Source organism: Desulfogranum marinum, assembly GCF_963675105.2.
In the GTDB taxonomy this organism is placed as follows: domain Bacteria; phylum Desulfobacterota; class Desulfobulbia; order Desulfobulbales; family Desulfobulbaceae; genus Desulfogranum; species Desulfogranum marinum.
Map to the genome: position 1 here is coordinate 344,786 of NZ_CAXXRO010000005.1, position 13,907 is coordinate 358,692.

Annotated in this window: 13 protein-coding genes; 9 read left to right on the top strand and 4 right to left on the bottom strand. The window is 44.9% G+C overall.

Annotated features, from left to right (window positions below; all coding sequences use genetic code 11):
* The first annotated feature begins 37 nt into the window (after positions 1–37).
* From ACHZCY_RS22040 to ACHZCY_RS22065, 6 genes are all read left to right on the top strand, one after another.
* Positions 38–1,624: a GumC family protein gene (locus ACHZCY_RS22040; RefSeq protein ID WP_319550424.1), complete on the top strand. Its 1,587-nt coding sequence runs from the start codon at positions 38–40 to the stop codon at positions 1,622–1,624.
* Positions 1,625–1,671: 47 nt separating this feature from the next.
* Positions 1,672–2,703 carry an ExeA family protein gene (locus ACHZCY_RS22045; RefSeq protein ID WP_205221156.1) on the top strand — a complete coding sequence of 344 codons (1,032 nt, stop codon included), beginning with the start codon at positions 1,672–1,674 and terminating at the stop codon, positions 2,701–2,703.
* Positions 2,696–3,553 (top strand): CpsD/CapB family tyrosine-protein kinase, encoded by an 858-nt coding sequence (locus ACHZCY_RS22050; protein WP_319550425.1) that lies wholly within the window; start codon positions 2,696–2,698, stop codon positions 3,551–3,553. The genes ACHZCY_RS22045 and ACHZCY_RS22050 overlap by 8 nt, the downstream gene beginning before the upstream one ends.
* 197 nt (positions 3,554–3,750) lie before the next feature.
* The gene (locus ACHZCY_RS22055) at positions 3,751–5,196 is read left to right on the top strand and encodes an exodeoxyribonuclease III (RefSeq protein ID WP_319550426.1); all 1,446 of its coding nucleotides are present in this window, start codon (positions 3,751–3,753) and stop codon (positions 5,194–5,196) included.
* Positions 5,196–5,864, top strand: a complete 669-nt coding sequence (locus ACHZCY_RS22060) for a response regulator (RefSeq protein ID WP_205221153.1) — start codon at positions 5,196–5,198, stop codon at positions 5,862–5,864. The genes ACHZCY_RS22055 and ACHZCY_RS22060 overlap by 1 nt, the downstream gene beginning before the upstream one ends.
* A 221-nt stretch (positions 5,865–6,085) precedes the next feature.
* Positions 6,086–6,364, top strand: coding sequence for an HU family DNA-binding protein (locus ACHZCY_RS22065; RefSeq protein WP_205221152.1), 279 nt, complete (start codon positions 6,086–6,088; stop codon positions 6,362–6,364).
* A gap of 10 nt (positions 6,365–6,374) precedes the next feature.
* Here ACHZCY_RS22065 and lgt read toward each other — a convergent pair whose 3' ends face one another.
* Positions 6,375–7,193, bottom strand: coding sequence for a prolipoprotein diacylglyceryl transferase (lgt, locus tag ACHZCY_RS22070; protein ID WP_319550428.1), 819 nt, complete (start codon positions 7,191–7,193; stop codon positions 6,375–6,377).
* Between the two features lie 16 nt (positions 7,194–7,209).
* Positions 7,210–9,093: a tRNA uridine-5-carboxymethylaminomethyl(34) synthesis enzyme MnmG gene (gene mnmG, locus ACHZCY_RS22075; RefSeq protein ID WP_319550429.1), complete on the bottom strand. Its 1,884-nt coding sequence runs from the start codon at positions 9,091–9,093 to the stop codon at positions 7,210–7,212.
* A 237-nt stretch (positions 9,094–9,330) separates the two neighbouring features.
* Between mnmG and ACHZCY_RS22080 the strand changes: the two genes are divergently transcribed.
* A complete protein-coding gene (locus ACHZCY_RS22080; RefSeq protein ID WP_205221149.1) occupies positions 9,331–10,788 on the top strand; it encodes a TrkH family potassium uptake protein in 1,458 nt (485 codons plus the stop codon).
* 15 nt (positions 10,789–10,803) lie between these two features.
* Here ACHZCY_RS22080 and trkA read toward each other — a convergent pair whose 3' ends face one another.
* Positions 10,804–12,210, bottom strand: a complete 1,407-nt coding sequence (gene trkA / locus ACHZCY_RS22085) for a Trk system potassium transporter TrkA (RefSeq protein WP_319550430.1) — start codon at positions 12,208–12,210, stop codon at positions 10,804–10,806.
* 95 nt (positions 12,211–12,305) lie between these two features.
* Positions 12,306–13,139: a class I SAM-dependent methyltransferase gene (locus ACHZCY_RS22090; protein ID WP_319550431.1), complete on the bottom strand. Its 834-nt coding sequence runs from the start codon at positions 13,137–13,139 to the stop codon at positions 12,306–12,308.
* Between the two features lie 238 nt (positions 13,140–13,377).
* Between ACHZCY_RS22090 and rpmH the strand changes: the two genes are divergently transcribed.
* Both rpmH and rnpA read left to right on the top strand, forming a co-directional pair.
* On the top strand, positions 13,378–13,515 hold the full coding sequence (gene rpmH, locus ACHZCY_RS22095) for a 50S ribosomal protein L34 (protein WP_205221146.1): 138 nt from the start codon (positions 13,378–13,380) through the stop codon (positions 13,513–13,515).
* 6 nt (positions 13,516–13,521) lie between these two features.
* The gene (rnpA, locus tag ACHZCY_RS22100; RefSeq protein ID WP_205221145.1) at positions 13,522–13,896 is read left to right on the top strand and encodes a ribonuclease P protein component; all 375 of its coding nucleotides are present in this window, start codon (positions 13,522–13,524) and stop codon (positions 13,894–13,896) included.
* Positions 13,897–13,907 lie beyond the last annotated feature (11 nt).

A 13,907-nucleotide genomic window follows, 5' to 3' on the forward strand; every position in this document is an offset into this window, starting at 1 on the left:
AAAAATAATATATAACCATAAGCACTAGCTCTACACTATGAACGAGAAAACGCAGCAACTGGTAAAAAAATATTTTGATATCATTCTTGCGCGAAAAATGCTGCTTGTTACTTTGGTCTTTATCGCTGTGCTTGGCGGATTGGTCCAATATTATAAAACACCCAAGATCTACCAAGCCACTTCACTGCTGATTTATGAAAAAAAAGCCATCAACCCGTCTAAAATGTCGCCGGATGTCAAGGATATGGTGAAGGAAGTCGTTAGTACCCTAATGCAGCAGGTAACCAGTAGGAGTAGCCTGGAAAAAATAATCAAGGATTTAAACCTTTACCCTGAAATGTTGGAAAAGATGCCCCTTGAAGATGTCATAGAATCTATGCGTAAGGTGATTAAGATTTCACCAACAAAGGGGGAAGTCTTCCAGGTAAGTTTTTCCGGTGGAGATCCGAAAAAGGTGCTTAGAGTCACCAATGCCCTTGCATCTAAGTTTATCGAAGAAAACTTAAAATATAGGGAAGAAAGAGCCTCTGAAACATCAAGCTATATCGCTAATGAACTGCAGTTATCTAAGCAAAGCCTGGATAAAAAAGAACAGGCCATGCGCGATTATAAACTTAAATATTACAATGAGCTTCCTGAGCAGCGTCAAATCAATGTCGCCCGGGCGGATACTCTACAGGTGAAGCTGCAGGGAGTGCAGGATAACATTCAGGAGCTGGAGCGAACCAAACTTGTCCTTAAAGAGCAGATCGGGCAAAGGCGGCAATTGCTGCAAAATGCCAGTTCCAACATGGTTGCTTCGACTACGGAAGGTAAGGATGTGCCCGGTGGAGATCCTTACCAGAAATTGGCACAGATGCACGCCTATCTGGATACATTGCTTGTCAAATACAAGGAAACACACCCGGAAGTAAAACGTATTCGTAAAAGTATTGCTGCCTTGGAAACTCAATTAAGTGCGAATGACAATGTTGGGACTGAGGAAAAAGAAGGAAGTCGTCCTTCGACTAATCGTTCCTTAATGAGTCGAGATCCGGTTTTGCAGGCTGCTGCCATTCAGCAAAGAGACCTTGAACGTAATCTTGTTGTGTTGCGAGTGGACGAAAAAGAGTTACGTTCACAAATACAGAAACTCGAGGAATGGATCGCAGCCGCACCGGTCAGGGAGGCTGAATGGTCTGCATTGACCCGTGATTATAACCAGTTTAAGAGTCATTATGATTTTTTAGTGTCGCAGAATCTTCAAGCGTCTTCAGTTGAGAACCTTGAGAAAAAACAGCAGGGAAGTCAGTTCAAGATAATGGATCCTGCCCGTTTACCACAAAAACCGGTAAAACCTGATTTTATGAAAATTATGGTACTGGCCATCGGGCTGGGTTGTGCTCTCGGGGGGGGGCTGGCGCTGGGCTTGGATCTGTTGGACACCTCCTTTAAAGACCCCCTGGAGATTGAAGAGTATTTAGGCGTGTCGGTCGCCTGCTCTGTCCCGTATTTGCCACTGCCAAAGGAAAAAAAGCTCTCCCGTTTGAAGAGTATAGGTTTTATTCTCTATTTTATAACAGGACTGGCCATAATAACTGCAGCTCTTTATTACTTATGGAGCCGTGGTATTGTGATATTATGACGTTCGCTTGAACGTATCTCAATCAATTTATCGAGGACAGTTCTTTAATGTATAAGGCGTATTACGGGCTTACCAAAAAACCATTTAAACTCACACCGGATTCCAAGGTCGTGTTCCGGAGTGAAGCCCACCAGGAAGCACTCGCCATTCTGAAGTATGGGGTTTTGGGGAAAAAGGGCTTTCTTGTTTTAACAGCCAATGTAGGTCTTGGGAAGACTACCCTACTCGAAGCCTTGGTGGAATCCCTTGGCACAGACGTAAAGCTTTGTCTGCTGAATAATCCGCTTCTGTATCGGGATGAATTTTTTTCCTACCTGGCAGCGAAGCTTCATCTGCCTTGGGACGGTAACAAGGCAATGTTTCTTATTGCCTTTGATGAAATGCTGAAAAATGCCTATGCTGCTGGTGAGCGCATTTTGTTGATTGTTGACGAGGCCCACGTTCTGCCTATTGATCTTTTGGAAGAAATACGGTTGTTGTCGAACCTCGATGTCAAGGGGCAGGATGTTCTATCTATTTTTCTGGTCGGACAACCTGAACTAAACGCATTAATGAGCGATGATCGTTTACTTCCCCTCCGGCAGCGTATAGGGATTCGATTTGACCTTAAACCTTTTGGGTTGAATGAAACTAAACAATATATTCTTTTCAGGTTGCGGCATGCAGGGGCCCGACATTTGCATATATTCACCGATGAAGCCATTGAGCAGATTCATAGAGTCAGTAAAGGTACTCCTCGCTTGATTAATATTGTTTGTGATCATGCTCTGTTGACTGGTTTTGCAGAAGACCGACCGGTGATTAATGCAGATCTGATTCAAGAGTGTGTAGAGGATTTACATTTTCCTGGAGAGGAAAATCCATTGCCAGTTGGGCAATCAATAGGAAAAGATCGTGATTATAGAAGAGCGTTATTGATCAGTATTGGTATATTTTTGGCAAGCTTGAGCCTGTTGTTATTATTGGCTTTTCTGCCGCATTCTTCAGGGGGGACACTGATGGAAAAGGTTCTTCCTGCCCCTGTGCAGCAATGGCTGCGAACGATATTTGAAAGTTTTTTCGGAGGGCAAAGTGGGTAAGTTTTCCAAAGTTTTGCGTAAAACGGCAGTATCTGAACGACCTTCATCTGGCTGTGAGTATTCTGGTGAGTTTTCTTCGCAACTGACCGACCAAAAAAGAGAAGAGTTTGGTTTGTTGCAGGCTGAAGAACAAGCAATACCAAACGCCCCATGGGACGAGCGACTGGTCTTGGCCACTGCAACCACAGGAGCAGTGGCGGAAAGTATTCGTACTCTGCGAACCCGAATTTTATATCCGGTTATTGGCAACACTCCACGTACTTTGTTAATAACAAGTGCATCGCCGGGGGAGGGGAAAAGTTTTATTTGTGCAAACCTTGGGATTTCACTGGCTCAAGGGGTGGATGATTATTGTATACTGGTGGACTGTGACTTGCGGCGTCCTTCTCAGCATCAGATGTTTGGGGTCTCCAATGAACGCGGGTTGGTCAATCATCTTCAACAGAAAATCGCTGCAGAGGAATTGATCATAAAATCAGGTGTTGATAAGCTTTCTATTCTACCAGCAGGTCCACCTCCGGTTAATCCTGCGGAATTATCAGGTTCTGATTCTATGATCAAGCTCGTTCATGAGATGAAAGAGCGCTACGATGATCGATTTGTTCTGTTGGATAGCCCGCCGCTCCACGCTGCAGCTGAAACCGCTGTGCTGGCTCAACATGTTGATGGGGTTATTCTTGTTATTCGGCAAGGTAAATCCCGGCGAGAGCACGTAAAGGCGCTGGCTGATACAATAGGCAGAGATAAAATTATTAGCGTCGTGTTCAATGCACACCAGACAAACGTGCTGGACACTAAAATTTTTGGTTACCAGGATTATAAGGCTGGCTACTATTATCAAGAAAAATAGATTGTGCCATGTTGTTGTACGATTACGTGTCATATTTTGCATATTAGCAGCTAACCTATACTCCTCCAATAGTGCCTTCTTCTTTTGATTCCCACCGTTAACCGATTGCTCTTTTATTCCTTGTTATGCTAGTGTACATCAGTCTATGGTGTCTAGAACTGCTATGTATTTCATTCTTTCTCACATTATAAAGTGCTGTGGCTATAAATATTGATCAAGCTGTTTCCCTTCTGAAAAAGGAGGTTGTTAACTACCAGGTCCCTGTAGTCGATCTCATCGCCGTGCAAACCAAAGATCCTTTTAAGGTTTTAGTTGCCACCATTCTCTCAGCACGTACAAAAGATGAGGTGACGGCCGTAGCCGCGCAACGGTTATTTGCCAAGGCTGAAACACTCGAGCAGTTAGCCGGTCTGTCTGTCTCTCAATTGGAAAAAATAATATACCCTGTTGGCTTTTATAGAAATAAAGCTAAATATCTGCATACTCTGCCTCAAGTACTGGAAAATGAGTTTAAAGGGGAAGTGCCGCAAAGTGTGGAAGAGTTACTGCGTCTGCCTGGTGTAGGGAGGAAAACGGCAAATTTGGTGGTGGCTGTTGCCTTTAAAAAGCCTGCAATTTGCGTTGATACCCACGTTCATCGGATAATGAATATTTGGGGGTATGTTACTACTAAAACGCCATTACAGACCGAAATGGAATTGCGGAGGAAGTTACCTCAACAGTATTGGCTTGATATTAATTCTCTTCTTGTTGCTTTTGGCCAGGGACTTTGCAAACCACAACGACCACACTGTGATCAGTGCGTTTTGGAGGCACCTTGTCCAAAGATAGGAGTGACTCCCCGACAGCGAAAACAGATTGAGCGGAAAAAATCCGACAAAGGGTTGTGTTTTGTGTCCTGGAATGTCAATGGCCTACGGGCAGCATTGAACAAAGAATTCATGGAAATTTTCCATGCCTTTGATGCTGATATTTTTGCTGTCCAGGAAATAAAAGCCATGCCTGAACAGTTACCCGAATCGGTGCGCAACATAGCGGGCTATCATATCTACTGGAATCCGGCTCAAAGGAAGGGGTATTCGGGAACAGCCGTATTTTCTAAAAAAGAGCCTCTTAATGTCCTGTATGGTTTGGGTAAAAAAGAATTTGATGAAGAGGGTAGAGTTATTGCTTTGGAGTATGATGATTTTTATTTTATTAATGCTTATTTCCCCAACGCCCAACCGGCTCTCAAACGAATTGACTATAAACTGCAATTTAACCAAGCCCTTTTTTCATTTATACATGATCTGCAGTTGAGTAAATCGGTGGTTCTGTGTGGGGATTTGAATGTCGCTCATAAACCGATGGACTTGGCAAATCCACAATCTAATATGCAGAATCCTGGGTTTTCCCCTCATGAACGAGCATGGATGGATGAGGTTATTGGAGCGGGTTACATCGATACTTTCAGAGAATTTAACCATGAACCGGGAAACTATACATGGTGGAGCTATCGTTTTAATGCTCGTGCTAAAAATATAGGGTGGCGGATTGATTATTTTTTGCTTGATCCCGGTAGTCGGCGTCGGCTTGTTGCAGCTGCCATCCATGATGATATAATGGGGTCTGATCATTGTCCCGTAAGCATACAGTATCAATAATGGACACTGAAAAAGAAAACTATAGAATAATCATAGCAGACGACCATAGTCTCATTCGACAAGGTATAAAAAGTATTATTGCTGATAATGATGGGATGAGTGTAGTTGCGGAAGCTGCAAACGGCATTGAATTGCTCGAATTGCTCAAAGAGCATAATCCTGACATGGTTATTCTTGATATTTCAATGCCTGATATGAACGGGATCGAGGCTGTCGGAAAGATAAAACAACGTTATCCTGATATCAAAGTTTTGATTGTTACCATGCATGGAGATAATCAATACTTTTACCATTCCATAGCTGCCGGGGTGCATGGTTACCTGATCAAAGAAGACTCCGACGCTGAGCTGATAAAAGCCATAGAGAGAATAAAAAAAGGGAAAACCTATGTTTCTCCGCAATTGCAGGAGGCAATATCCGGGGATATGATCGGTGCCTTTAGAGAACAGGCAAGTGTACCGATGGTTACTTTGTCACCGCGTGAAAAACAGGTGCTGCAATTGGTTGTCAAGGGATATACGAGTAAGAAAATTGCCGCCTTGTTAACCTTAAGCCCACGTACCGTCGATCATCACAGGGCAAGTCTTATCAAAAAATTCAACATGAAAAACACGGTCGACTTGGTGAATTATGTTGTTCGAAATAATTTATTTTTAGAAGATGTCTAAAAAAAGATAGGCAACGTGTTTTTTTTTAGGTTTTTCCATTTCTCTTAACTTCCCTTCTTTTATATTATTTTTTGGTCTTTTAGGTAAAAATACCTAATGCCGGTCAGTAGTTCCCCCAATTGTTTTTTTACTTCTGCTGCGTTTTAGTTAATCAAATAAAAAATGGAAAGATCGCATTTTTAATGCCTTTGATTACTATCCAAAGAGAAGAAGGGGGAAGAATGAATAAAAGTGATCTCATCGAAACCATAGCCAGTTCAGCACGGATCAGTAAAGCCGCAGCAGAACGAGGCCTGAACGGAATGTTAACTATGATGTCGAGCGCCATGGAAGGTGGTGAGCGAGTTACATTGGCTGGATTTGGTAGCTTTAGCGTTGTTGATCGTGCCCCTCGCACTGGGAGAAATCCGAAAACAGGCGAAGTCGTCCCAATCCCTTCACGTAAGGCGGTCAGGTTCAGACCAGGAAAACATCTTTCACGAAAGCTTGGCGAGTATTAAGCACTCGCGCCTACGGCAGCTTGCTGCCCGTTGAGACTATACTTCGCCAATACCAAATACCTATCCCAATCGCGCTCATGAAACAGCTGAGCACCTGACCCATAGAAAAACCAGCAAGCAGCAATCCTAACTGTGGGTCAGGTTCACGAAAATATTCCACAATAAAACGAAATACACTGTAGCAAATCAAAAAAAGAGCCAAAAGAGATCCATGGGGCCACAATGTTTTCGGATGCTTAGTCCATGGTTTGCCTTTTATGCCCCACAGGATAGCGAATAAAACAATTCCCTCCAAAAAAGCTTCATATAGTTGTGAAGGATGGCGCGGCAGCGGCCCCCCACCGGGAAAGATCATGCCCCAGCCAACTGTTGTGGCTCGACCATAGAGTTCTCCGTTTATAAAATTACCTAAGCGACCGAAAAAAAGACCAATCGGCACCGTAACAACGTAAAGATCTGCTGCTTTCCAGAATTGGAGCCCATTGCGGGAACAGTAAATAACCCCTGCTGTCAGTGCACCCGTGCAGCCGCCGTGAAACGACATCCCCCCGTGCCATATGGCGAAAATATCCAAAGGATTTTGAAGATAATACGTTGGGTTGTAAAAGCAAACATATCCCAATCTGCCCCCGATAATAACCCCAATAATGAGGGAGAGGTTAAGATTGTCCAGATGGTTTGTTAACTTGTGCCAGCCAAATTTTTTGGCTTGGTAGGCAACCAGCAGGTATGCGGCGACAAACCCAATCACGTACATCAAGCCGTACCAGCGAACTGACAATGGGCCGACGGAAAAAATGATTGGGTCTAGCTGAGGATAGGAGAGCATGCAAACAATTCTCAGGTTAGAGGAGTCCTTTCTGCTTCAGATAGACCTGGAGAACTGATACCGCAGCAGGTGTTACTCCTGAGATACGCGAAGCCTGTCCAAGTGATTGCGGTTGAACTTTGGTTAGCTTTTCAACTACTTCATTGGAGAGTCCGGGGAGTCCTTTGTATATCATTTTTTCCGGTAAGGCCATTTGTTCAAGCTTTTTGAATCTGTGGACCTGTTCTTCCTGACGTTTGATATAGCCGGCGTATTTGACCTGGAGCTCTACTTCCTCTACAAACTCCAGGCCCTCAAGTGCCGCTGGTAAGCCCACCTCAGTTTCTGAGACCAGCCGGGTGAGGTCGGCAAGTTTGATTTCCGGTCGGCGAAGAAGGTCTCCCATGGATAATGCCTGGCTTAAGGGCGTAGAGTTAAACTCTTGTAGAAAGTGATTAACCTCTGCTGACGGCTTTATCCTGGTCTCATGCAGCGCATTGACTGCTTCATTTATACTTTTCTTTTTGGCAAGAAAAGACTCCCATGTGTCTTGGTCTACCAGGCCAAGATTATAGCCGATTTCCCTCAGCCTTCTATCGGCATTGTCTTCGCGGAGGAGCAACCGATATTCAGCTCTGGAGGTGAAGAGGCGGTAGGGTTCCTTGGTACCCAGAGTAACCAGATCATCTATCAGTACGCCGAGGTACGCTTGTGAGCGGTCGAGCACTAATGGCTCCTGATTGCGAACAAATTTGACACTGTTGATTGCAGCGATCAATCCCTGTCCCGCAGCTTCTTCATAGCCGGAGGTGCCGTTTATCTGGCCTGCCAGAAAGAGCCCCTGGATTTTTTTAGTTTCCAAGGACGGTTTAAGCTCCCGTGGATCAACATAGTCGTACTCAATGGCATACCCTGGGCGTATAATACGAGCATTTTCCATGCCTGGTATTGAGTGGATCATGTCAATCTGAGTGCTCAATGGCAGACTGGTCGGAATTCCGTTAGGATACACCTCTACAGTGTCAAGCCCTTCCGGTTCAAGGAAAATTTGGTGTCTGTTTTTTTCGGGAAAACGCATTACTTTGTCCTCAATGGAAGGGCAGTAACGAGCGCCAACCCCTTCTATGATACCTGCAAACAATGGTGACTGGTCTATGGAGTCGCCGATTATTTGATGAGTCCTTTCATTGGTGTAGGTAATATAGCATGGACGTTGTTCAAGCGGAGGTGCCCCGGAAGAGGAAAAAGAGAATAGATTTGGCGGCTCATCAGAATACTGTGCCTCCAGTTGCGAATAGTCAATGGTGTTGCCATCGATACGGGGCGTTGTCCCTGTTTTCATCCTACCCACCGTGAAGCCATATGCCTTGAACCACTCTGCAAGTTTCAGCGATGGAACATCACCCATTCTTCCTGCCGGGAAATGTTTCAGGCCAACATGAATAAGCCCGTTGAGAAAGGTTCCGGTGGTGACAACCACGGCCTTGACGGTGAGATGTTCGTCTAGAGAGGTTCTGATGCCGACAATTTGATCATTTTCTACAAGAATTTCATCAACTACTGTTTGTCTTATTTCTAAATTCTCCTGGTTTTCAAGAATATTCTTCATTCGCAGTCGATACAGCAGCCTATCGGCTTGGGCCCGCGAGGATCGTACGGCAGGTCCTTTACTGGTGTTAAGTCGACGAAATTGGATACCGGTTGCATCTATATTTTTTGCCATTTCTCCGCCAAGAGCATCGATCTCCTTAACGAGGTGACCTTTGGCAAGTCCTCCAATGGCAGGGTTGCAGGACATAGCACCTATGGTGTCTACATTAATAACACACACAAGGGTGCGACACCCCATCCTGGCGGCAGCAAGAGCTGCCTCACAACCGGCGTGACCGGCACCGATTACGGCAATATCAAAATCTGTCATATGATTAACTGGGTAGAAGGAATGAAGAGTATACTGAAACTGCGGCATAGCGAAGCGAAGTGATCAGCTATTGACTCTGCAATAAAACATTTATTATAGAGAGCACAGTTCCATTTTGCAATGGGAAGCATCAATTGACGAAGAATTAGCGCGTATAAAGTGGAGCCGCTATTCTTTACCGTGACCATCTTTGCTGATAGTAGAGCCTACTTTTTTACAAGGACCTTTCCTCTCGTTATGCATTTTGCATCAATCATTCACGTGTTTGGATTGTTACTCATGGTGACCGGTAGCACCATGCTGTTCCCTGCTCTCTGTTCTTTGTATTACGGAGAGGGGGATCTGATTCCCTTGGTGGTGTCAGCTGCCGTGACTTTTTTTCTAGGGCTTCCTGCGTGGTGGTTATGTCGCAAAAATTACGAACTGAATATGAAGGACGGGATTATTGTTGCAGTTTTTGGTTGGTTTATCGTTTCTGCCTTTTCCGCCCTCCCATTTATGCTTCATGGTTCAATACCTTCATTTACCGATGCCTATTTTGAGATGATATCCGGGTATACCACCACCGGAGCAACAGTGCTCACCGACATAGAGTGTGTTCCCCATGGCTTATTGTTCTGGCGCAGTGAGACCCATCTGCTCGGCGGGATGGGATTTCTTACTCTAACCGTCATCTTACTTCCCCAAGGAATGGGAGGCCTCCGTTTGTTCAGGGCGGAGTCAAGCCCTGGTCAAGTCATCACTAAAGAAAAGTTCAAGCCGCGCAATCGTGACACCATGATCAGTCTCTGGTGGATCTATCTTTGTTTGAATTTTCTCCAGGCCGGTTTATTGTGGGCCGGCGATATGTCGATTTTTGATGCCCTTTGCACAGCTTTTGGGACGATTTCCACCTCTGGTTATTCTCCCAAAAATTTAAGTATTGGGCACTATAACAGTGCTTATTTTGATTGGGTAACCATCCTGTTCATGTTTTTGGGTGGGACAACTTTTCTTCTTTTTTTTCTGTTGCTGCAAGGGGAGTGGAAAGCTGTTTACAGGAATACGGAATTCAAGTGGTACGTGGTGCTGGTTCTCTTCTTTTCGGTAATGGTATCACTCATACTGCTCAAAAACGGCACCTATAATACGATCGCTGATGCATTTCGGTTCGGCACTTTTCAGGTAATGTCACTTTTAACGACCACTGGTTTTACGACCACAAATTATGAACTGTGGCCTCAAGCTGCGCAGATGTTTCTTTTTGCCGTCTGTTTTGTTGGTGCCTGTGCCGGCTCTACAACAAGTGGGATTAAGGTGGTGCACTATGTGATTATTTGTAAATACATGTACAATTCCATTCGCAAAATATTTTTTCAGCCCCGCTCTGTGATTACGATTCGTCTGAATCAGAAGGCTGTAGATTCTTCTGTGGTCGATCTAGCCTTGTGCTATTTTATAGTAAATATTTTTATGGTTCTGGGGGGCGGATGCTTGATGTCTCTTTTGGAGGAGCTTGACTATATTAGTGCTATGAGCGCAGTTATTTCAGCTCTGATGAATATCGGCCCTGGCTTTGGTGCTGTCGGTCCCAGTGAAAATTTTGCTTTTTTATCTGATGCCAGCAAATGGTTTCTGTCCTGGAATATGCTGGTTGGACGATTGGAAATGTTTTCCGCTTTGGTTATTTTTTATCCGTCATTTTGGAAGAAATAGAGGGCATTTCTACTGTCAGGCTGAAAAGAGCTTCCGAACATCTTTTAGGTAGAGTGAGTTGCAGATGACGATCGCCCTGTCACCACTATGAATATGTGTATCTCCTACAGCAGTTTTCCACTGCCCGTCCCGAAAGACACTACCGATAATGATATGCCCGGCAAGTGCCTTTGTCTGATTAGCGAGCGGTTTTCGGGTGATAGGAGAGTTGGGGGCCGCGATCAGGTCAACAACTTCAGCATCAAAGCCATGCATGTGGGAGATGGAAAGTAACTCGCTCCCGCGAATAAAGGTAAGAATTTCGTTTCCGGCCAGGATCTTTTTGTTAAGGACTATGTCGAGTCCGCTGGTGGAGGCAAGTACAAGATATTCCTCCTTGGTGACAAGGCAGATCGTCTTTCTCTGCATTCCTTGCGTCTCACCATCATGAGCGGCCATGAGATGTCTAGAGAGGATGCAGCTCATGATATTGGTTTCATTTTCTCCTGTTGCAGCGATAAACGTGTCAATGTCCTTGAGGCCTGTCTCTTCCAAAATTTCTTTGTCAGAGCCGTCTCCATGGAGTACTTCCGTGTCTCTGAGCATAGAAGACAATTCTTCCGCTCTTTTCCCGTCTTTTTCCAGCAGGGTGACGCGAAAAGTTTTTCCAAGAAGTTCGGCAATCCGGGAGCCAACCAAGCCGCCGCCGAGGATCATCACCCGGTGTCGTCGATGTTGCTTTACCCCGGTGAGCTCCATCAATTTCGGCAGGTCTTTCTTGTCTGCCATAATCAGGACTTGATCCTGGGGAAGGATTTCGTGCTCGCCGGAGGGGATAACGGTACTGATCCCCCTGGCAATGGCCACAACTCGAAACGGGAACTCACTGTAGGTTTTCGATATATCGATTAAATTCTTAAATGCAAAAGGGGATGTTTGGGTAATCCTGGTGGCCATTACCTGCATTTGGCCAAGAGCTATGTCAATGATCTCATCACCGGCAGTTCTTTTGATCATGCGGACAATTTCTTGGGCGGCAAGCTCTTCAGGGTGAATGAAGAGGTCTACTTTGAGGTCTTCTCCTTTCAGCAGGGAGTTGCTATGGCCAAAGTCTTGGGACCTTACTCGGGCAATCTTAGTAGGTATGTCAAAGCGATCAGCAACCATTGCAGAGAGCATGTTGATCGCATCGTTGTCTGTCACCGCAATCAGGTAATCCATATTTTTTGCATGCGCATCCTTCCAGCAGGACACTGACATGGCGTTGCCTTGTATCAGGCGGGCATCCATAGCCCCGTCGGCGTAACGGACAAGGTCGCTGTCAGGCTCAATTACGGTAATCGCATACCCTTCATGGAGGAGTCGTTTAGCCAGGTAAGAACCAATGCCGCCAAGACCAAGGATAAGGATATTTTCGCTGGCACCTTTTTTTTTAAAAATCATATGCTCAATGATGTGTTGCAGATCAGCTGCAAATTCTTGTGCCCCTGTTTTTTACACAGATGACTATTTTGATAACATGTTAGCAAAGTTTTGGATTACAGATTACGTTCATTAGGGTTCCAGGAAATGAAGGCCCAGGTTGGAACATGCTGCCTATGAACTGTAACCCCTCCATTTTGATTGGAGGTGGTAATGGATTGAAGGTATTTTTTCAATTGCTTTTTTTCATCGGGATTGATTGAGGGAAACATGGAGCTGTAGCTTGTCATGGCATCCTCAAAGTTGCGATACGTTGGATGCTCATCAAGGCGTATATACTCTATCGAGGCTAGAAAGCCCATTTGATAGAGGAGATTAACGGTATAGATATAATCAGGTCCGGTCTGTAGAGGCCTTTGTAGAGCTCTGAAGGCGCCAGGGTCAAAAGGACCATGGCGAACTTTGTCAGTGATCACTACTTTTTCAGTTGCAAAACAGCAGAGTTGTTTGATCGCACCTTTTAGATCTCTGACAGCAAGCGATCGGGAAGCAATGGCAAGCTCGTGAGGACGGATACCCAGTTGCCTCCAGTCATCCTCCCAAGCGGCTTTGCAGGTCGTAATGTTTGCTATCTTGTACTGTTGTGCTCGTTTGTTAAGTATATCGAGCATGTTGCCTGAAAAATCAAGGCAGGTGATATGTCTCACACGAGGTGCAAGGGGCAGTGACAGTGTCCCAGGCCCGGATCCGACGTCCAAGACTGTCCAGTGTGCTTCAGGTCGGAGGAGTTGCAGGAAGTGCTTGGTGTAGATGGAGGTCGCAGTCCGTGCGGCAAAAGAGTGGGCCCGGTTATCCCAGTCTTTTGCCTTTTTTTCTTTTTTTGCTCTACTTTGTTGCGCTTGTTGCCAAAGTTTGCCCCAATCGACACTATTATAATCCAATTTGACCATACATTTTCGTTGTTGAGATGAAATGGTTTGACAGATAGACTATGCTGTGATTAAAATACGCAGTTTCGTGAAACAACTGTAGTGTGTGCAGACAGAGTAGATACTTTTTTCGAAAAACCATATGTTCTATCGACCATTGTACATCTTACCGAACAGGTTTATACGTTACTTGGAAAGGTTCAGCTCCGTTTCACAACTGCTTTTATTAAACATATTATACCATGAAAGGAAATGAGTTATGAGCAAAAGAACTTTTCAACCCAGTAACATCAAGCGTCACCGTACCCATGGTTTTCGCAGCCGCATGAAAACCCATGGTGGAAGAGCTGTAATCAAGCGTAGAAGGGCAAAAGGGCGCAAGCAGTTAGCAGCATAGGAAAACATGAAACCCCATGGACTCCCTAAAACAAGTCTGATAAGAAAAAACAGGGAATTCAATCGGGTTTACCGGTACGGAAATCGACTGTACGGTGATGGCTTTGCTGTAATTTATATGTCGAATCAGAAGCAATGGAGTCGATTAGGCATAAGTGTACAGCGAAAGGTAGGGGGGGCGGTTCAACGTAACCGGATTAAGCGTATTATACGTGAGGTCTTTCGCAAGAACAGAAACTTGTTTCCCCGGAATGCGGATGTCGTTGTGACTGTTCGTCCAGGTTTTTCTGCGCGTAGTTCCAGCGACTTCCAGCATATGGTTTCAGCCGTAATGGATGCGAAGTCCTTCCCTGATGATTTAAACGATGGGGAGCTTTGTTGAAAAGAAAATAT